The sequence below is a fragment of the Blastochloris tepida genome (assembly GCF_003966715.1).
GTDB classification, from domain to species: Bacteria; Pseudomonadota; Alphaproteobacteria; order Rhizobiales; family Xanthobacteraceae; genus Blastochloris; species Blastochloris tepida.
The window spans coordinates 1,158,666-1,177,109 of the sequence record NZ_AP018907.1; the positions used below are offsets into that span (position 1 = coordinate 1,158,666).

At 67.2% G+C, this 18,444-nt stretch carries 17 protein-coding genes and 1 tRNA gene; 7 read left to right on the forward strand and 11 right to left on the reverse strand.

Annotated features, from left to right (window positions below):
- Positions 1 to 39: 39 nt before the first annotated feature.
- The 7 genes from BLTE_RS05370 to BLTE_RS05400 all read right to left on the reverse strand — a co-directional run bounded on the left by BLTE_RS05370 (position 40) and on the right by BLTE_RS05400 (position 5,836).
- On the reverse strand, positions 40 to 420 hold the full coding sequence (locus BLTE_RS05370) for a transcriptional regulator (protein WP_126398265.1): 381 nt from the start codon (positions 418 to 420) through the stop codon (positions 40 to 42).
- On the reverse strand, positions 417 to 1,034 hold the full coding sequence (locus BLTE_RS05375; RefSeq protein WP_126398267.1) for a hypothetical protein: 618 nt from the start codon (positions 1,032 to 1,034) through the stop codon (positions 417 to 419). Before BLTE_RS05375 ends, BLTE_RS05370 begins: the two co-directional genes overlap by 4 nt.
- Positions 1,034 to 1,696, reverse strand: a complete 663-nt coding sequence (locus BLTE_RS05380; RefSeq protein WP_197723273.1) for an AAA family ATPase — start codon at positions 1,694 to 1,696, stop codon at positions 1,034 to 1,036. The genes BLTE_RS05375 and BLTE_RS05380 overlap by 1 nt, the downstream gene beginning before the upstream one ends.
- A gap of 125 nt (positions 1,697 to 1,821) precedes the next feature.
- Positions 1,822 to 3,996 (reverse strand): Mu transposase C-terminal domain-containing protein, encoded by a 2,175-nt coding sequence (locus tag BLTE_RS05385; protein WP_126398271.1) that lies wholly within the window; start codon positions 3,994 to 3,996, stop codon positions 1,822 to 1,824.
- Positions 3,993 to 4,448: a hypothetical protein gene (locus tag BLTE_RS05390; protein ID WP_126398272.1), complete on the reverse strand. Its 456-nt coding sequence runs from the start codon at positions 4,446 to 4,448 to the stop codon at positions 3,993 to 3,995. The genes BLTE_RS05385 and BLTE_RS05390 overlap by 4 nt, the downstream gene beginning before the upstream one ends.
- Before the next feature lie 4 nt (positions 4,449 to 4,452).
- On the reverse strand, positions 4,453 to 5,451 hold the full coding sequence (locus BLTE_RS05395) for a ParB N-terminal domain-containing protein (protein ID WP_126398274.1): 999 nt from the start codon (positions 5,449 to 5,451) through the stop codon (positions 4,453 to 4,455).
- Positions 5,452 to 5,548: 97 nt separating this feature from the next.
- On the reverse strand, positions 5,549 to 5,836 hold the full coding sequence (locus tag BLTE_RS05400) for a helix-turn-helix domain-containing protein (RefSeq protein WP_126398276.1): 288 nt from the start codon (positions 5,834 to 5,836) through the stop codon (positions 5,549 to 5,551).
- A gap of 132 nt (positions 5,837 to 5,968) precedes the next feature.
- Between BLTE_RS05400 and BLTE_RS05405 the strand changes: the two genes are divergently transcribed.
- The 3 genes from BLTE_RS05405 to BLTE_RS05415 all read left to right on the forward strand — a co-directional run bounded on the left by BLTE_RS05405 (position 5,969) and on the right by BLTE_RS05415 (position 7,741).
- Positions 5,969 to 6,598 carry an XRE family transcriptional regulator gene (locus BLTE_RS05405; protein WP_126398278.1) on the forward strand — a complete coding sequence of 210 codons (630 nt, stop codon included), beginning with the start codon at positions 5,969 to 5,971 and terminating at the stop codon, positions 6,596 to 6,598.
- Between the two features lie 133 nt (positions 6,599 to 6,731).
- On the forward strand, positions 6,732 to 7,283 hold the full coding sequence (locus BLTE_RS05410) for a hypothetical protein (protein WP_126398280.1): 552 nt from the start codon (positions 6,732 to 6,734) through the stop codon (positions 7,281 to 7,283).
- Complete coding sequence (locus BLTE_RS05415) at positions 7,280 to 7,741, forward strand: thermonuclease family protein (RefSeq protein WP_197723274.1); 462 nt, start codon at positions 7,280 to 7,282, stop codon at positions 7,739 to 7,741. The genes BLTE_RS05410 and BLTE_RS05415 overlap by 4 nt, the downstream gene beginning before the upstream one ends.
- Before the next feature lie 989 nt (positions 7,742 to 8,730).
- On the opposite strand, the gene BLTE_RS05420 is transcribed toward BLTE_RS05415, so the two are convergent.
- Together BLTE_RS05420 and BLTE_RS05425 are read right to left on the reverse strand one after the other, a co-directional pair.
- Positions 8,731 to 8,805, reverse strand: a tRNA-Val gene (locus BLTE_RS05420).
- A gap of 739 nt (positions 8,806 to 9,544) precedes the next feature.
- Positions 9,545 to 9,814 (reverse strand): hypothetical protein, encoded by a 270-nt coding sequence (locus tag BLTE_RS05425; protein WP_126398282.1) that lies wholly within the window; start codon positions 9,812 to 9,814, stop codon positions 9,545 to 9,547.
- A 252-nt stretch (positions 9,815 to 10,066) separates the two neighbouring features.
- On the opposite strand from BLTE_RS05425, the gene BLTE_RS05430 reads away from it, so the two are divergent.
- The 3 genes from BLTE_RS05430 (at position 10,067) to BLTE_RS05440 (ending at position 14,616) form a co-directional block, all read left to right on the forward strand.
- Entirely contained in the window at positions 10,067 to 11,371 is a 1,305-nt protein-coding gene (locus BLTE_RS05430) for a DmsE family decaheme c-type cytochrome (RefSeq protein ID WP_244600127.1), read from the forward strand.
- 301 nt (positions 11,372 to 11,672) lie between these two features.
- Positions 11,673 to 14,255: an MtrB/PioB family decaheme-associated outer membrane protein gene (locus BLTE_RS05435; RefSeq protein ID WP_160140532.1), complete on the forward strand. Its 2,583-nt coding sequence runs from the start codon at positions 11,673 to 11,675 to the stop codon at positions 14,253 to 14,255.
- A 64-nt stretch (positions 14,256 to 14,319) separates the two neighbouring features.
- A complete protein-coding gene (locus tag BLTE_RS05440; protein ID WP_174769518.1) occupies positions 14,320 to 14,616 on the forward strand; it encodes a high-potential iron-sulfur protein in 297 nt (98 codons plus the stop codon).
- A 254-nt stretch (positions 14,617 to 14,870) separates the two neighbouring features.
- Here BLTE_RS05440 and BLTE_RS05445 read toward each other — a convergent pair whose 3' ends face one another.
- Together BLTE_RS05445 and BLTE_RS05450 are read right to left on the reverse strand one after the other, a co-directional pair.
- Positions 14,871 to 16,670: a methyl-accepting chemotaxis protein gene (locus BLTE_RS05445; protein ID WP_126398289.1), complete on the reverse strand. Its 1,800-nt coding sequence runs from the start codon at positions 16,668 to 16,670 to the stop codon at positions 14,871 to 14,873.
- Between the two features lie 236 nt (positions 16,671 to 16,906).
- Positions 16,907 to 17,584, reverse strand: coding sequence for an HAD family hydrolase (locus BLTE_RS05450; RefSeq protein WP_174769520.1), 678 nt, complete (start codon positions 17,582 to 17,584; stop codon positions 16,907 to 16,909).
- 135 nt (positions 17,585 to 17,719) lie between these two features.
- Here BLTE_RS05450 and rpiA point away from each other — a divergent pair, with 135 nt between their 5' ends.
- Positions 17,720 to 18,436 carry a ribose-5-phosphate isomerase RpiA gene (gene rpiA, locus BLTE_RS05455; RefSeq protein WP_126398290.1) on the forward strand — a complete coding sequence of 239 codons (717 nt, stop codon included), beginning with the start codon at positions 17,720 to 17,722 and terminating at the stop codon, positions 18,434 to 18,436.
- Positions 18,437 to 18,444 lie beyond the last annotated feature (8 nt).

Sequence of the window (18,444 nt, forward strand, 5' to 3'; positions counted from 1 at the left end):
CGGCCTCGGCGATGATGCGTGCCCAGAGGCGTGCAGTGGTCACTCGGAGCCTCCCTTGATGCGGGCGTGCGGGCAGCCGCGGCAGGCCCGCCGCAAGGCGGCGCGGCTCGAATTCGTCGGCACGAATGGGGTCGACTGTTCGCGGCGGCATTGGTCGCGGCCGATTTCGTCGCCCAGGCCGCGGCAGAACACGGTGGCGCCCATCAGGGCGCCCCTCACGCGTGCTTCAATGTCGCTCAAATTGCCTGCGTACGACCGGGAGATCACCGTCGACACCAGGGAGCCCGACCGGCCGATGCGCTTGGCGGTCGCCGCCTGGGTGGACATGTCGGCATCCTCGGCGAGCGCGAGCACCCAATCGGGGAGATCGTCGCCCCAGGCGGCGCGGGCCTTGTCGGCGAAGGTGGTGGCGGGTTTCACGGCGCCACCTCCTCGGCCTCGGCGGCACCGACGACTGCATGGGTGTTCGGGTCGTAGACCAGCTTGGTCCGCAGGATCATCGGCGCCGCCGGCCCTGTATTCATGGCGCGCTTGAGCCGATAGACGGCATGCTGGCCCGGCGTGCCGGCGCGCTGGACCTTGAGATAGCCGGCGTGATGCAGCCGCTGGATATAGGCCAGCGCCGTCGCCAGCGAGACCGGCCGCTCTTCGGTCGTCGCCGAGTGGGCAATGTCGCGGGCGTCGAACTCCGCATGGTTGCGGATCGCCGTCCACATCGCGTCCTGGCCCGATGGCACGACACGGCCGTCGCGCGACAGGCGCGGCAGATGGGTCGGCCGGCGCACCACGCGCCAGCGCGCGGCCTGTCCACGAGCGGTCGGCAACTCCTCCAGGATGCCGGCGCGCGCCAATGTCTGCAGGAAGGACCGGATGGTCGCGGGATCGGCGCCGGCGGTCTGCCGGTGGATGTCCGGGACGGTGATCGCGGCATCGCGATCGGTCTCGGTGAGGTCGCGGATGACGCGCCAGAAGTACGCCGAGCCGCGCCGGATCGGCACGCCAGGATCGACTTTGAGGGCCAGGACGATCGACATCACCGTCCCCGCGGCTTGGGCTCGTCGCCCGTGTAGAACGGGCCGGCATAGTCGGCCGCGCCCAGCGCCTTCAGCCCGGCGTTGCGGGCGAAGTCGGCCACGAGATCGAGATTGACGACGATGCGGCGGGCGCGGCCGCCGGACTTGGTGCGGATCATCTCGATCAGGTCGTCAGCGACCTCGATCGGGCAGTAGACCTTGGCGAGGGTTCTCGCGTCGGCGAGGTCGCACGGCTGTGCCGGCTCCCAAACCAGCACGCGGTTGTGGACCCGCTCCTCCCGCGCGATCTTCGAGGGCAGCTTCTCTTCGCCGAGCAGGAGGATCGGCGCGCCGCTCTCCTCGTGAATCTGGCGCACCAGCTCGATCATGCCCTTGTCACAGAGCTTGTCGGCCTCGTCGATGATCAGCGGGCGATCGTCGTCGACAAGCGTCTCGACGACGCGGTCGGCGAGCTGCGCCAGCGTGCCCTTGGTCTCGACCCGCAGCTCGACGCAGAGCCGCTGCAACAGGGTCTTGGCGCTCCAGGTGAAGCCTACTTCGACCAGCGCGGCGTTGGTCTTGTTCTTGACGTAGATCGCCGATTTCGTCTTGCCGAACCCGGAGTGCCCGTAGAACACGCCGATGCCCGGCCGGCCGCCGCCGCGATCACGCAGTCGTTCCATCGTCGCCATGCACGCCGCGACGTTCTTCAGAAGCGCAATCGGATGATCATTGACGGGAGAAGCTGTCGTGGTCATCATCGCCTATCCAATGTCCTTGGCGCCCCGGCTTGCCGGGGCTCTTTTTTTCAGGCGAGGACGGCTTCGCCGCCGTCCTCGTAGAGCGTGCGCATCGCGCGGTATTCCGACCCGGCGGCGTAGCCGCCGAGCCAGAAGGCTTCCTCTTCCGACAACGGAATGCCGTCGGCCCGCTTGGCTTCGAGATCGAGCGCGCGCCGGAAGCGCTGCTGGCGATTTTCCTGGACGCGCAGCGGCGTGACGTTCTGACGGGCAGCGGCTGTGATCGGTGGCGCCTGCAGCATCTCGGCGTGCAGCTCGGCCGCGCGGCCGGACAGCGTGGCGACAGTCGACGCCGGCTTCGGCGCCATGGCGTCGAGCGCAGCGGCAATGGCTGGCGTCTCGTGCGCCTCGGTGGGCCGCGGGAAGGCGATGATGTTCTGCGGCATGTCGCGCTCGGCGACGGCAAGCGCGCGCTCCAGCAGCGACGGGCCGGAGGTGATCTCCTTGATGGCCTTGCGCGCCTCGCGCGTCGCCTCGGACAGGATCTCGGCCTGGGCAGACTTCCGGGCGGCCAGCAGCGCCGCCGGCTCGATGCCGGCGAGTTCCGGGCACACGCCCTCGCCGACGAAACGACCGTCCGCGACATTGAAGGCGTAGATGCGGCCGGCGTCGGCCGGGTCCATGCGCACCAGCACCTGGTCGCCGGGCAGCGCGTCCATGACCACGTAGTGGAAGCCGTCGACCCGCACGCCGAACTTGGTGACGGTGCGCGTGCCGTCGCCGCCGGCCACCGGCATCAGCAGCAGGTCGAGCGCCCGGGGATCGACGGTGCGGACCGGCCGCTTCGAGCGGGTCGCCGCCAGCGCCGGCGACAGGCCGAGCGCGCTGTGGGTGCGCTGCGCATAGATGCTCTCGACCCAGCGGTCGACCTGCGCCTGCAGCTCGGCGCCGGTGAGCGCCACGCCGAAGGTCTCGGCGGTGTCCTCGCCCTGGCGCTCGGCAAAGCTCTTGCGGTCCTCGATCCGCTTGCGGTCGGCGACCGAGTGGCCGACGAAGCCCGGCAGCAGCGTGGCGCAGTCGTGCTGGAAGGTCTTGATGACGCTCTCGACGAACGCCTTTTGCTGCGGCTGGTAGGGATCGGAGAGCTGCATCTCGATCCCGAGCGCCGCGAACAGCCGCTGGGTGTCGCGGGCGACAAAATCCGAGCCGTTGTCGGTCTTGACTGCGTCGGGCACGCCCCAGGCGAGGATGGATTTGCGCAGCAGCAGCGCCACCGCGCTCGCCCGCGGCGTGCGCGAGACGTAGAGCACCAGGCGTCGCGTCGCGATGTCGATGCAGGCGTAGATGGTGTGGCGGCCGTCGACACAGAGCGCATCGATCGGGCTCGCGTCGATCATCCACAACGTGTTGGGCTCGGTCACCCAGCGATAGCTGCCGACGCCGGAGGGCGCCATCGAGCCGCGATAGCGGTCGGGATCCGACAGTTTGGTCAGGGCGACCTTTTCCGTCTCCTTGAGGCGCGCAACATAGTGCTGGAGGGTCCGCACCGGCGGCACGTCGACCGCCTTGCCGTCGCCGAGGTCGAGACGATCGCCGAACTCGTAGCGGATCTGCGCCCGCAGATGCTCGGCCGAGAGGTGCGGATTGTGCGCGAGCAGCGCCAGCAGGAAGGTGCGCACCGCGCCGCCATGGGCAAGGTCGAGCACGCCCTTGCCCCGGCGGGCGGCGCCGGGGTCGTGGGCCAGCCTGTCGGCGCGACCCTCGGCGCGGGCGGCGCGCCAGCGCGCCAGCGTGCGCACAGAGATCTGCGGGATGATCTCGCGGACCCAGGCGTCGATCTGCAGGGCACCGGCGTTGTAGCCGTCGACGAAGAGCGCGGTTTGTGCCGTCGCGCTCAGGCGCTGGCCGCGGCCGAACGCCTCGAATGCACGGACGATGGCAAGGCGGGCATCGCGCTCGCGCGCCGCGCGGTCGGTGAGGTCGGTGCCGAGCATCGGCACGGCCAGCGCCGGCGCCGGGGACTCGATCGCCCGGTGGCGCCGCTCGTATTCGATGCGCGCCAGCGGCGGCAGCAGCTCGATGGCGAATTCCAGCCCGCCGCCGCGGCCGGCGCGCTTGCGCACATGGGCGAGGCTCGACGTCCAGCCGGCGCGCTCGGCATAGATCTGCACGCCGCGCTCGGTGTCCGGCAGATCTGGCAGCGCCAGGGCGGCGAGTTCGCGCGCGGTGAGCCAGGCCTTCATCGCCGCGCCCTCCATTCGGCGTCGGCGGCCTTCTCCTCCTGCTCGGCGCGCTCCTTCAGCTCACGCGCCTTCTCGCGCTTCAGCAGCGCCTCGTAGCGCGCCTCGATCACGATCAGCCCGGCCTCGGCCAGCAGCGTGTTGAGGGCGCGGACATCACCGGTCACCGCCACCAAGCCGGCCAGCCGCAGCGCCGAGATGGCGTGCGGCTTCTCCGGCGAGGCGTAGGCGTCGAGCATCGCCTTCGAGACCTTCTCGCCGATCTGCGCCGACAGCGCCGCCGCGATCTCCTCGCGGCTCTTGCCGCTGTCATCCATCGTCTTGGCGATCGCCCGCGACAGCCGCCGCGCCGGCGTCCACGCCCGCACATCCTCATCCGCGAAGCGCGGCACCACCGGTGTCGGCTCCAGGTCGCGGAAGAGGTCGAGCGTGGAGGTGTCCGGGCGGCGGGCCATGGTCTCAGGCCTTCACCTGCGGGGTGGCGCCGCGCTTGGCGATCCACAATGCGATGGCATCCTGGTGAGCGTCGAAGAACCGATGCTGCTCCCTCGGCGGCAGCCGCGAGAATGTGGATGAGACCTTCTCCCACGGGGCCGGTTTTCCCGGCGCAGTGGCTCGGCCATCGAGCACCGCGATCGCCTCGGCGACCGAGCCCGCCTGCGGCGGATCGGCCTTCAGGATGTCGAGGATCTTCCACTGCCGCTCCGGCACCTCGCGGGCGAGCGCGATGAGTTCCGACTGCCGGTCGGCGATCGGATCGGCGGCGATCATCTCGCGGATGTCGGCGGTGAGACCGGTGGCGATGGCCACGGCGACTTTGACGGACCGCTCCGAGATATCGAGCGCTTTGGCGGCGGCCGTTGAAAAGCTTGAGGAAAAAATTAGTGCAGATTCTGCACTATTTTCCTCGGCGCGAGGACGGCCGCGCGGTCGCACGTTTTCTGTGCTCTCGTAAATCGTCTTCCAGGTCGCGATCGCCACCGCACGGTCGAGCTCGGTCAGCCCGGCCCGGCACATGTTCTCCTTGATCTCGCGCAGCTGCTGCGCCGACGCGTCCGCATAGGCCGCGGCGTCCACCACGTCGGCCAGCACCATGGTCAGCCCGGCCTGGGCGTGGGCCGCCAACCGGTGCGCGCCGGTGATCAGGCGGAAAGTGCGATCGCCGCGCTCGACCACCTCGATCGGCGGCAGCGGCTCGCCGCTCCGGATCGTCTCGGCGAATGTATCGACCCAGTCCTGGCGCAGCGGGCGCAGGCGGTTCGAGGCGTCGATCTTGGCGATGTCGATCGAGCGCCGAACGGCGTCTTTAATGGGCATTGAGACCTCCTTCAAAGTGCGAAACGGGTTGCCTTCGGGCCTGCCAAAGGCCCGGCAGGCGCGCGGGGAGGGAGACGCGCGCCTGCCGGAAGGTGGGCACTGCTCGTCTGTTGGAGGTCGCGGGTAGCCCCGCCGCCCCACCACTTCCGCAGGTGGCGCGTCTCGCGCCGTCGAGGGGCGGCGGCGCGGGGATCGGAAGGCGTGTCCACGCTGGCGCGGACGGTGGACACCGGGCGGGTCATCTGACCCTCCGGCATGTCAAACGGCTGTCACGCTTTGGACTCGCGATCCGTCGCCCGAGTCGGCTACGCTGCCTGGGAGAGACGGGCTGCGCGCTGTAGCGTTCAGGCCACAGGACGGAGGGCTCGACCCCGAGGGCCGCCGCAATCGCCGCCTCGCCGCGCCAATGACGGCGCAGCAGGGCGACGTTGCAGGCACTCGGCTCAAGTCCGGCCGCGCGGGCGATGCCCCGGAGGGTCATGCCCCGCCGGTACACCTCCGCCTTGATGGCGTGGCGATCCCACATCGTTCAGTCCGCATCTCTCCCCGAAAGCCGGCCGTGCAGGGCCGGCTTTTTCGGGCGCCGCAAATCATGTTCGTGACGATAATCGGAGAACTCTTCGATGCAGTCAAAGAGTTTTTCGGATAGGGGGTTGCTTTGCTGTTCCGGCAACGCCTCGATGCGCTGATTGCCCAGCTTGACGGAGGAAATATCTCCGCATTCGCAAGGAGATGCGAGCTTGAGGACAGCTCAATCCGTCAGTGGAAAAAAGGGCCGTCGTTGCCATCGATCGAGAAGGCCCTTCAGCTCGCAAGGGCTTGCGGTGTTTCGGTCGAGTGGCTTTTTGGGGGTGATTCGGAGAACTCTTCTGACGGAAAGCTCGTCAACATTCCCAAAGCTGACTTTCGTGCGTCAGCTGGGCCTGGATCGTTGGTCCTGTCCCAGGACCACGGCTCGCTCGCCATGCCACGGCACATTCTGGAGCGGCTGATACTGAGGCCCGAGCACGCGCTCGCGCTGATCGCCGAGGGCAACTCGATGGCGCAGACGATCGGCGACGGCGATCTGCTGCTGATCGACCGGTCCGACGACGGTCGCCGGCGCCCGCTGGCCAGCGGGTCGGTCTATGCCCTGACAGTCGACGACGAGGCGTTCGTCAAGCGCATCTATCGCGAGCCCGGCCGCCTGGTGCTGCACTCCGACAGCGGCGCACCGGACATCCCGGTCGACGACTCCCGGACCGTGCGCATCATCGGCCGGGTGGTCTGGGTCGGCCACGCGTTATGATGAGGTCGCCGGCCGTGTCATCTTGATGTCGGACAACCAGCGGTACGAGACTGAGACGGACCCTGCACCCGACGTGCAGGGTCTCAAGATCGAAGGCGCGTGCGCTGGTTCGGCCGGACAATATGAGGGAGCCATGTCGATCGCGCGTAAAGGAGCAGCAATTACCGTGACCGCGGCTCTTTGGGCCGGTCTCGCATTGTTTGTTTATTGGGTTGTGGCCGACTACATCCCCTCATCCCTCAGTTCGTCTGGGTCGGAGCCGGTCAAAAACGTGCGGGCGGATGCCCTTGCGCGCCGCGATGTCGAAGTCTTCGTCAGAACATTTCTGGACGACGCCAAGAGCACGCCTACCATTGCACGCAGGGGGGCAAAGATGGACCACCTGGAGGTGGTCTACGAGATGCCCGAGGCGTGGTCGGTGACCTCGGCCAAGCGTCGCTTTCTTAGGGAGGCGTCAGAGATTATTCCCCAGGTCTTCGCCGGTTTTCCGGACGTCTCGGAGGTCGAAATCACTGGGGTCGCCACGTTGACAGACATCCGCGGTCAGGAGAACAAGAAGCGGGTGATCCGCATCGCCTTCGACCGCACCGCCAATGCCGAGATTCGGTGGGAAGGTGTCTTGACCGAGAACGTGCCCCAGATCGCCACGCGGTACTGGCACCATCCCGCCCTGGATGAACAGTGAAACTCGCAGACGCCGCGCGGGTGCAAATCGGGCTTGGGGCCGCGGCGGTGGCGGCGCTGCTTTGTACCGGCACAGTTATGGCTTCAGAGGTGCGGGTCGTCGACGGCGACACAATCGTCGTCGATGGCGAGCGCATCCGCATCCTGGGACTCGATGCGCCCGAGATCGGCCACGCTCAATGCGCCGACGAACGGCAGCGCGGTCTCGCCGCGAAGGCCGCGCTCGCCGAGCTGTTGGCCGCCCGCGAGCCCGAGATCGAGCGCCACGGCCGGGACCGCTATCGCCGCACGCTCGCGGTGGTCCGGGTCGCCGGCCGCAACGTCGCAGCCATCATGATCCGCGCCGGCCACGCCCGCCTTTACTGGGGTGGCAAACGCCGCGGATGGTGCCGCCCGCCGGCCCAAAAATCCGCATCTCGGATTTCGGAGTTCCCGAGCCCCGCCTTTTCTGGCATCTAAGGCTAAGCTATTGGTTTTATGGTCGAGTTTGCGTTTTTCGCCGGTCGACCCAAACTCCGAACTGATTTCGGAGTTCCGCCGGGTACGCCGGCGGCAGATCAATGGCTTAGCGCCCGCCCCGGGAGGTATCGTCTCTTCGGTTTTGCCATTTGATCTTGCGCGCCTGGCTGAGCGGAGGTGAGGCGTTATCACCGGCTAAGCCGTTGGCGTCTCACACAATCCAGGCTAATCCCGGCCAATCCCGGACATCCCCCAGATTTGCCATCCGATCTTGCGGGTTACATGTGGCGCAAAGCGCAGCGAAAACCGCTTCAAGAACCGTTTCAATCCCGGAATCTGAAACGGTTAGATTTGGCTAAGTTATTGATTTTGATGGCGCGTCAGAAAGGATTCGAACCTCTGACCCGCAGATTCGTAGTTAGTTAGCCTGCTGGAGCTGTGCTATTTCGGCTCGTAGCCGCGGTGACTCACTTGACGGCCAGCTTATAACCAACCGTGTCCCTGGTTTCTATGCGGCGCCGGTGCGCTTAGACACCGCTCGCCAGAATTCGCCATCGCATCCGGTGACTTCCGTCCGGATGCTTAGAGCGTGATCCGATCTGACTGCATCAGATCGGACGCTCCAAGTTTCTGGTTTGTCGCTTTTTCTTTCGCGCAACCGGTATCCACTTGTGCGGAAAATGCTCTAGATTTTGCTCGGAATGGTCCGGGTTGGGCCAATTCTAAGCGAAAATGGCCCCGAATGGCCATCTGCAACCGTTTGAATTTCTTGAGAGATTTTGGAGCGGGCGAAGGGATTCGAACCCTCGACCCCAACCTTGGCAAGGTTGGGCGGCGCTGAGCGAAATTGCATGGCGGGGACCGGTGGCGCTCTCGCGGGGGAGCAGATGCAGGACGGCGACTATGCTCGAACGAATGGGCCGAGCCCGGTTTCTGGGGTGTTTTCTGGGGAGCATTCCCCAGCTTTGCCGCTAAGTCCTTGAAAGGAATGGTGGGCGCGACAGGGATTGAACCTGTGACCCCTCCCGTGTGAAGGGAGTGCTCTCCCGCTGAGCTACGCGCCCGCCGAAGCGGAAGTGCTTTCTAGGGGGGGCGGGCGAGTGGTGTCAAGGACGATGCTGGCGTCGACGCACAGCGATCTGCGCGGGCGGTACGGCAGGGGCGGATGCAAGGCCGGAAAGGGGCGCGCAGCGCGCCCGAGGCCGGCCCGGATCCGTTACCGTAACGTGTCACGCGCGTGCGTGACGGTTGCTAGTGGTCCGGCCCTGACATTTGCATCCGCAAATGTCAGGGCAAGTCTGCCCACAAGTCATTGATTATGTGGATGAAATTTTTTCGACGCGTGGGTGCCAAGCGTCGGATTTCATCCACTGGAGCATTTTCCGCACAAGTGGATACCGGTTGTGCGAAAGACCCGAAGGGCCGCGTCAGCGAAAATGCGACAAACCAGAAACTTAGAGCGTCCGATCTGATGCAGTCAGATCGGATCACGCTCTAGCGTCGGGTTGCGCCGCCAAAACGGACGCCGGTTCGGAACCGTTGTCCTGAAATCGTTTGCGGTCGATCCCTGCAGTCTGGCGGAAGGGGATAAGCCGAAACCCAGTTCGGCAAGAGCCGCTCGACAGCCGGATCTCCGGCGGCCGTGAAGCGATTCTCCGGTCCGATCGGCCGGGCGGCGCATCACAACCGGGGTCTTGTCACAACCGGGGTCTTGGCGATCCCCTGCGATCCGCCTGCGGGCTTTCGGATTCGCCCGGTCTCAATCCGCAACGCCGGGACCCTGGGGGCGGGCTTCACCGACCTTCAATCGGTCTTGTCGCGGTGCAGCGTCGATTGCGCGGCGCCGACCCTTTGGCGGGCGGCGGCCGCCCGCGCCGGGCATTGCAGGCAGGCACATTTTGCGGTGGCCGCCGACGCCGACGCGACATGTTGCGGCGCAGTAACGCTCTCGCGCCTGCCGCAGTTTTCCATCCGGAAGAATACGCATAACAATAGATACAGCAAGTTTTCGGTTGCCGTCGCAACCGCTCGGCTGATACCGATTTCAATATAAGAAAAATAGCCGTTTCTCAAATGGCAATCCGCGGGGGCGGATGGCGTCGCGCTTGCTGGCGTTCCGAGGGGTTGGGGGGAACTAGAAGGATGGCTTTTTCAGGTTGTTGGGGCCGGTGGCGACGCCTGGCTTTCGGTAATTCGCATTCGATATTTCGCATATCAAAAAAACCGGCATTGGCGCTGGCGGTGCTGGGCAGTGCGGCTTGGCTCGGCGCGGTTGCCGTGGAGGCGGACACGCCGCATGGCTCCGGGGCCATCCGCAGCGATTTCATGGACGAGTATCGGGCCCTGGCGGCCTATGCGCGCGACGTCGGGCTGAGCGTGCCGGAGGTTGGCGCAGGCCACGCGACGTCCGGCCACGCGGCGGGCGTGTCGCCCCATGGTGCGCTGATCGAAGGCGCGGGGACCGGCTCCCCGCATGCCGGCATCGCGCCGGCCGGGCACGGGTTCGCGGGCGATGATCTGGAGGGGCATGATCTGGAGGGGCATGCTCAGGAGGCGGGCGGCGCCGAGTCGGCAGGCCTCACAGCCGATGCGGCGGCTGCGGACGACGTTTCGAATCCTGCGGCGGCGGATCGCGCGCCGGGTGAGGGCGGGGGCGCGGCCGGCCAGCTGATCGTCGTTGCCCAGGCGGACATCCCGCAGCCGGCGCCGAAGCCGAAGAAGCGGGCGAAGGCGGAGGCGGCGGCCGAAGGGCATGCCCCGATGGTCAAGCCGGCGCCGGATGATCCGGAGGGCCGCTACTATGTCGGCTCCAAGCCCTGCGAAACCTGCCATGCCCGGCTGTTCGACGAGTTCGAAGAGACCGTGATGGGCCGGAACATCAAGTCCGGCAAGGTGACGCCGCAAGGCAAGATGGAGTGCGAGAGCTGCCACGGGCCGGGCTCGGGGCACGTCAATGGCGGCGGCGGTCGCGAGACTGGCCACATCCGCTCCTTCCGCAAGACGGACCCGCGCTTCTCGGTGGCCGACGCCAATGCCGCGTGCCTGACCTGCCACCAGAAGGGCGAGCAGACCTACTGGAGCGGCTCGACGCACGAGAACCGCGATGTTGCCTGTGTCGATTGCCACACGGTGATGCGCAAGACCTCGCCGCGCTTCCAACTCGCCAAGGCGACGGTGATGGACACCTGCTTCCAGTGCCACAAGGACCGGCGCGCGCAGTCTCTGCGCACCGCCCACATGCCGGTGCGCGAGGGCAAGATCACCTGCGCCGACTGCCACAATCCGCACGGCTCGGCCACCGAGGCGATGCTGAAGGGCGATACGGTCAACGACACCTGCTACACCTGCCACGCCGAGAAGCGCGGGCCCTTCCTGTTCGAGCATCCGCCGGTTCGCGAAAACTGCCTGAACTGCCACGAACCGCACGGCTCGATGCACGACAAGCTGCTGGTGGTGGCGCGCGAGCGGCTGTGCCAGCGCTGCCATACCAACCCGCACAATCAGGCCGGTCTCGGCGTGCTGGGGGCGACGGTGGGCGGCATGCGCTACGCGGTCGGCAGCTCCTGCCAGAACTGCCACACCAACATTCACGGCTCGAACAGCCCGTCCGGCTCGCGCTGGCACCGCTGACGCGGCGCCGGCCGGCAACTTCGAGGCCCGGCACGGCCGGGCTTCGACCTCCACGACACAGAGAGAAGCGGCCACCCATCGGCAGGCCGCCGGGCGAGTGCGGGTGCGTGCGGCATGCCGCCGGGACGAGCACCATCGCGGCCAAAGGAGGCGGGCCGCCAAAGACCAACAAGAGCGGCCGCCGAAGGCAGGCCGCCAGAAGCAAACAGAACAAGAGCGGCCGTCGAAGACGAGCCGCCGGGGCATGGGGACGAACGCGGCATGCGTGCGCGAGTGCGGCGCTGGCGGGAAGGAGGGGGTGATGAAGGTCAACGGGAGAACGGCGCTGACCGGCGTGCTGCTGATGGCGGCCGGATCAGCCCTATCGTCGGGCGCAGCGGCGCAGCAGCCCGCCACACAACAGCCGAAGGTGGCGACGCCCGAGGATTTCTGGAACCAGACCTGGGCGGAGCACGGGGGCGTGCGCACCTGGGGCAATGTGGAGGCGGGCTTCCGCGCCTTCATCGAGCGGCCGCCGAGCTACGCGCTGCCGGGCATCCTGCCGGCCGGCCGGCCCACCGCGGCCGGCACCAACACCAACCCGCTGCAGGGCGGCCAACCGGCGCCGATCTTCAACACCGACCGTGACAACCGCGCCAAGTTCGAAGAGTACGGCAACATCAGTCCGGGGTTCTTCTTCGAAACCCTCATTCTCGGCGCCCAGACCAAGGACGGCATGTATGCCGGCGAGCTGCGCGCCGACAATGTCGGCAACAACAACCAGCGCTTCATCTTCGACTGGTCGAAGGCCGGCGAGATCTACGGCACGTATTCGTGGGACCAGATTCCCCATCTCTACAGCGCGTCGGCGCAGAGCATCTGGAACGGCGTCGGCACGGACTATCTGACCACGCCGGTGTATATTGGAAACATCGCCAATAGCGGCCTTGCGTCCAACACCGCCGTCTACAACGCGCTGCAGGGCAATCTCAATACCATCGACATCGGCATCCAGCGCGACAAGTTCGCGGCGATGCAGCGCTGGACGCCGACCGAGAACTGGGATTTCCGCGCCGACTACTCGCACGAGCACCGCGAGGGCACGCAGATCGCCGGTGCGGTGATCGGCGGCATGGCCAACCAGCAGATGGTGCAGTTGCCGGCGCCGGTGTCCGACACCACCCAGAACGCCAAGCTGGCGGGCCAATATGCCGGCGACACCCCCTGGGGCGGCAAGTTCAACGTCCGGACGTCGGCCAGCGTGTCCGCCTATCAGAACGACTTCGATTCCTACGTCTTCCAGAACCCGTTCTATGCGGGCGACGGCGCTACCCTGGCGGCCCGGGCGAACTACTCGCCGTTCGGACGGGTGAGCTTGGCGCCGGACAATCAGGCCTACAATTTCGGCGCCACCGCTGGCATCGATCTGCCGAACAAGAGCCGCTACATGGGCACGGTGTCCTACACCATGATGCGGCAGGACGACCCGTTCATCCCCTATACGATCAACCCCAATGTCGAGACCTATGCGCTGCCGGCTTCCAGCGCCGACGCCAAGGTCGATACGCTGCTGATCAACAACGTCCTCAATACGCCGCTCAGCCGGGACGTGAAGTCGACGCTGCGCTACCGGTATTACGACAACAACAACACGACTCCGGAGCTGCTGTTCCCCAACTTCGTGGTCGAGGACTCGTCCAACACGGCGTGTCCGGCGCCGAACGCGGCGCTGCGCTGCGCGGCCGGCTCCGCCCGGCGCAACCTCGCCTATTCCTACACCAAGCAGAATGCCTCCGAGGAACTGACTTGGCGCGCCGACAAGAACCTCACGCTCGGCGGTTCGATCGGCTGGGAGCAGTATGACCGGGATCGCCGCGCCGTCGATGTCACCAATGAGTTCATCGGCAGGGTGTACATGAATGCGACGATTGCCGAGGAAACCCGGCTGAGGGCCAGCTACCAATATTCGCAGAGAAACTACGACAACTACGACTTCATGGGTGTTGCCAGTTATATCTATTGGGCCAATCAGACGACGGGCGTCAATGTCACCAACATGATGGTGCGGCAGCTCGATCTGGCCGATCGCGAACGCCAGAAGGCGAACGTCTCGCTGGAGTATACCGGCGTCGAGAACCTGACGGTTACGCCGACCTTCGGTCTGCGGTTCGATGCCTACGAGACCAACCCCTACGAGACCGACCCGAACTATATCGCGACGGCGACCGGTGGCGGCAACCCGAACAACGGCACGGCGCTGGCCATTCCGGGCCAGCTCGGGATAACCAAGGACAACACCTGGAACGCCGGCATCGAGGTCGCCTATCAGATCTCGCCCGCCGCCACGATCATGTTCGCCTATGTGTACGAGAATTTCGACCGTGATCTGTATGGCGGCCAGGGCACGACCAACTTCGTGACGCTGACGACCAATAACGGGCGTTTCTTCTTCAGCAACATGGAAGAAAACGTCAATACCTACATCGCGACGGCGAACCTGGACATTATTCCGGACACGCTGGAACTGAAGCTCTCTTACGCCTATGCCCAGGGCGAAGAGAACTGGACCGCGCAGCCCTACACCAACAGCAGCGACTGCCTTGCGCTGATCAACAGCGCCTGCCAGCCCTTCCCGACGGTGAAGACCGACTATCAGCGCTTCGACGCCATCATGAAATACCACGTCGATCCCGATCTCGTCACCAAGGTCGGGCTGATCGGCGACGTCATCTTGAAGCTGCGCTACAGTTTCGAGCAGACGCAGGTCAAGAATTGGCAGAACGACTGGACGACACCGTACATGTATCTTGTCGATGGCAGCATGGTCCGCAACATCTCCATGGCTGCTGTCGATCCGAACTATACGTCACATTTGATCGCCGCATCGCTGGCGGTGAAATGGTGAAAATGTCTGACGTATTCGACCAATAACCAGGCCAAAACGGCCATCAAACGGAGGAGGAAGATCCATGGATGCCAAGATCACGGACGTCACCACCAAGTCCCGCCGGCTGTCGCGCCGCGACATGCTCGTCTGCGGCGCCTATGTGCTGGGGGCCGGTGCCGCGATCGGCCTTGCCGCCACCGGTGCCGAGGCCCAGGTCGCCAAGAAGGCCAGCCACAAGGCCTCGGGCTATCAGGAATCGCCCAAGGGCGCGCAGCGCTGCGACAACTGCCGGATGTTCGTCGCCCCGGCCTCATGCCAGGTGGTGGAGGGCACGATCTCCGGCAGCGGCTGGTGCCGCCTCTACGCCAAGAAGGCGTGATCCGGTCTCCGGAGCCCGGGGCCACCCCCGGGCTCTCGGGTTGACGATGCGCGGGCTGTGGTCCCGGGCGGGCAGCGAAGCTGCGCGACCCGGGACGTTTTTCAGGAAGGGGTCGGCTTCTCCGGAGGACGATCCCGGATGCTCGCTTCGCTCGCTCCGGGATGACGGCACACGCGAAGCGATCCCCGCCGCGGCGCCATGCGCGGGCCGGGACGAACGGGACGATCGCCCGTCGCCCCATCCGGTAGCCTCCGTCACCCCATCCGGTAGCCGTGGCGCACCGAGCCCCAGTGCCGGCCCTGGATGCGGATCGGCACGTCGATCTCCTTGATCATCACCGTCTTGCCGCCGCCCATGTCGCGGGCATAGACCTGCAGCAGATAGGGCCGGGTGTTGCGCGCCGCGGCGAGGCCGGTGCGGTCGTCGAAATAGCGCCGGTTGCGGCAATTGGCGATGTTCCAGTCGCGCTCGCCTGGCCGCTGCGGCTGCGAATAGACCTTGTTGTGCACGGCCACGAAGGCGTTGCGGTCGCAGGTGATCGCGAAGGCGAGCGCGGGGTGCGAGGTCAGATACCGCTCCTGGATCGGCGGCAGGATCGCTTCGAGCACGCTTTGCGCCCGCGCGGTGAATTGCGGCGGGTCGGCCCCCGGCACCGGCGACACCGCATTGTCGAGCAGCGCCTCGATGGTGGTTTGGCCCCGCGCAATGGTGCTCTCGAACGCGGCCTGAATTTCCTCCGCCATGGCGCGGGCCTGGGTGATCTCGGCCTCGTTCTCGGTGCGGATGATTGCGAGCTTGGCGTCGATGGCGCGCCGCACCTCGGCCGGTGTCCGGACGAACTGAAGGTGGAGGCCGAGGCCGGAGATGGCGACGACGCGGGCCGGCAGCCGGCCGATGCCGGCGAGGTCGAGCTCGCCCGCCGCGCCCTGGCGGAGGGCTGTCGCCGCGTCCGGCGCATTGGGCCGCAGCAGCACCCCGTCCTCGGAGAGATCGAGCGTGCGGCCGTCGATGGCGCGGCCGCCGGCGTCGAGCCGGGCGCTGAGGTCGCAGGGCAGGCGGTCGAAGCGGCGGCGGTCGCCGATCTCGTTGGTGCGCAGCACCACCACGAGGCGGGCGCGCAGCTTGTCGGCCAGCCCGGCGACACGGGCGCTGGCATCGTCGATATGGCGGGCGCGCTCGAAGATGCGGTTGGCGGCACCCTCGGACTCGGCGGCGCCGTCCGAGACGCGGGTGACGAAGGACGAGGTTTCGGCGGCGGTGCGCGACAGCTCGCCGGCCGTGGCGATCTGCTCCTCCACCGCGGCGGCAATGGCGGAAAACACCGGGCGGATGGCGCCGATGGCGCCGGTGATGCGGTTCACCGCATCGATCGAGTTCGCCGCATCGGACTGCAGCCCGTCGATCTTGCGGGCGATCTCCTCGGTCGCCTTCTGGGTCTCGACCGACAGCGCCTTGACCTCCTGCGCCACCACAGCGAAGCCGCGGCCGGCGTCACCGGCACGGGCCGCCTCGATGGTGGCGTTGAGCGCCAGCAGGTTGGTCTGCTTGGCGATCGCGGCGATCAGCCCGACCACCTGGCCGATCTCGTTGGACGAGGTCTTCAGCCCGTCGACCGAGCGGCCGGCTTCGGCGGCGGCTTCGGTGGCCTGGGCGGTGAGCCGTCCGGCCTCGTCGACCTGCCGGCCGATCTCGCCGGAGGAGGCGGCCAGCTCCTCGGTGGCGGCGGCAAGCTGGCAGGCGTCGGCATTGGCCTTGCGGGCGAGGTCGGCGATGCGGCTGGAATGGTCGCGGATCTCGCCCAGCGCGTCGGTGGTGGCGCGCAGGCCGGCGCGCACCGTATCGGTGCCGGCGGTGACGTCGCCGATCAGCGCGGCAAGGTCCGCCTCCACCAGATCGAGCGCCTCGCGCATGCGGGCGAGGCGCGCCTCCATGCCGGCCGGCTCGGGCCCGGTTCCGCCGTCGGCTGCGGCGGGGTGGGCGACCGCGAGTTCAGGGGCTGCGACCTCGGGGAGAGCCGCGGCGGCGGACCGCCGTCGGAATGCGAGTTTCAGCATGGCTTGGCTCAATGCTTGGCTTGCGCGCGCGAAGCCCGGGCATGCGCCCGGTGGCCCGGCGAACAAGGTGGCGAACCAAGGTTAAAGCCGTCTTAGCGGTAGCCGTGTACGAGATGCTGCAGTGCGTGCCCGCCGGTCCGGCGGACACGCGACCGCTCCGACTCTTTGAGCCGTCGCATTCTCCTTCGCAAAATCGGTTTCCGCTTTTGCGGAGAATGCTCCTTGCGGAGAATGTTTTAAGCCTTCGACAGCAGCTCGGCGATCGCCTGCGGCAGGGCGTCGTAATGGTCGATCAGCCGGTCGGCGCCGAGCGCCTGGGGCGGCACGTCGGTATAGCCGAAGCTCACCGCCACCACCGGCAGCGCGGCGTTGCGGGCGGTGGCGACGTCGGTCTTCGAATCGCCGACCATCACCGCCCGGCGCGGATCGCCGCCGGCCCCGGCGATGGCGCCGAGCAGGTGGCCGGGATCGGGCTTGCGCACCGGGAACGTGTCGTAGCCGGCCACCATGGCGAAGCGGTCGATCAGCTCAAGCTCGGTTAGGAGCTTGACCGACAGCGCGGTGACCTTGTTGGTGCAGACGGCAAAGCGGAACCCCTCGGCCTCCAGCCGGTCGAGGGCTGCGATCACGCCGGGGAAGGGGCGCGACAGGCGCGAGATGCGCGCGGCGTAGGCCTCCACATAGTCGTCATAGATGCGTTCGAGCTCGGCGGGGTCGGTGTCGCGGCCAAGCTCGGCCAGGGCGCGGGCGATCAGCGGCTTGATGCCGGCGCCGACCAGCCGGCGGCCCTCGGCGACCGTCAGCGGCGGCAGGCCGAGGCCGGCCAGGGTGTCGGCCAGCACGTCGATCAGGTCGGGCAGCGTGTCGACAAGGGTTCCGTCAAGGTCGAAAACGGCGATCGGGGGCGCGGACATCGGTTCATCCAGTTGGGGAGCGTTCCGTATCGCGGCTTGGCGGCGGCCTGTCCAGCCCGGCGTGGCCGTCACCGGCCGCGCGTGCTAAAGCCCGGCGCGCGCAAGGCGGGAACAACAAACGGGGAGGGGGAATTCATGGCTGCCAACAGCGAGGCCCTTAAGCGCGCCGCGGCGGCGCGCGCGCTGGAGGAGGTCGAATCCGGCATGCGGCTCGGCCTCGGCACCGGCTCGACCGCCAACGCCTTCATCGAGCTGCTCGGCGAGCGGGTGCGCGGCGGGCTCGACGTGCGCTGCGTGCCGACCTCCGAGGCGACGGCGACGCTGGCCGGCCAGGTGGGAATCACGCTCGCCACGCTCGACGACCTGCCTGAGCTTGACCTTACGGTCGACGGCGCCGACGAGATCGGCCCCGATCTGGCGCTGATCAAGGGCGGCGGCGGCGCGCTGCTGCGAGAGAAGATCGTGGCGGCCGCCTCCGGCGCCATGGTGGTGATCGCCGACAACGCCAAGCTGGTCGGCACGCTCGGCCGTTTCCCGCTGCCGATCGAGATCGTGCCGTTCGGCGCGGAGGCGACGCGGCGCGCGGTTCTTCGCCTCGCCGAGGCGCAGGGTCTCGCCGGGGAAGTCCGGCTGCGGGCCAGGGATGGCCACGTTTTCGTCACGGATGGGGGCCACTTCATCCTCGATGCAGGGTTCGGCGCCATTCCCGATCCGGCGGCGCTGGCTTGCGGGCTGGCCGGGATTCCCGGGGTGGCGGAGCACGGATTGTTCATAGGGCTGGCGACCAAGGCCATCGTTGCCGGAGACGGCGGCGTGCAGGTGCTGACGCGATCGGCCAACACGGAGTCTTGAAGATGCAC

Bases quoted from the DNA above. Each gene is read 5' to 3' on its own strand.
- BLTE_RS05380 (WP_197723273.1), bottom strand. From the start codon at position 1,696: ATGGAACGACTGCGTGATCGCGGCGGCGGCCGGCCGGGCATCGGCGTG.
- BLTE_RS05445 (WP_126398289.1), bottom strand. From the start codon at position 16,670: ATGCTGAAACTCGCATTCCGACGGCGGTCCGCCGCCGCGGCTCTCCCC.
- BLTE_RS05435 (WP_160140532.1), top strand. From the start codon at position 11,673: ATGAAGGTCAACGGGAGAACGGCGCTGACCGGCGTGCTGCTGATGGCG.
- BLTE_RS05390 (WP_126398272.1), bottom strand. From the start codon at position 4,448: ATGGCCCGCCGCCCGGACACCTCCACGCTCGACCTCTTCCGCGACCTG.
- BLTE_RS05450 (WP_174769520.1), bottom strand. From the start codon at position 17,584: ATGTCCGCGCCCCCGATCGCCGTTTTCGACCTTGACGGAACCCTTGTC.
- BLTE_RS05430 (WP_244600127.1), top strand. From the start codon at position 10,067: ATGGACGAGTATCGGGCCCTGGCGGCCTATGCGCGCGACGTCGGGCTG.
- BLTE_RS05375 (WP_126398267.1), bottom strand. From the start codon at position 1,034: ATGTCGATCGTCCTGGCCCTCAAAGTCGATCCTGGCGTGCCGATCCGG.
- rpiA (WP_126398290.1), top strand. From the start codon at position 17,720: ATGGCTGCCAACAGCGAGGCCCTTAAGCGCGCCGCGGCGGCGCGCGCG.
- BLTE_RS05410 (WP_126398280.1), top strand. From the start codon at position 6,732: ATGTCGATCGCGCGTAAAGGAGCAGCAATTACCGTGACCGCGGCTCTT.
- BLTE_RS05440 (WP_174769518.1), top strand. From the start codon at position 14,320: ATGGATGCCAAGATCACGGACGTCACCACCAAGTCCCGCCGGCTGTCG.
- BLTE_RS05385 (WP_126398271.1), bottom strand. From the start codon at position 3,996: ATGAAGGCCTGGCTCACCGCGCGCGAACTCGCCGCCCTGGCGCTGCCA.
- BLTE_RS05400 (WP_126398276.1), bottom strand. From the start codon at position 5,836: ATGTGGGATCGCCACGCCATCAAGGCGGAGGTGTACCGGCGGGGCATG.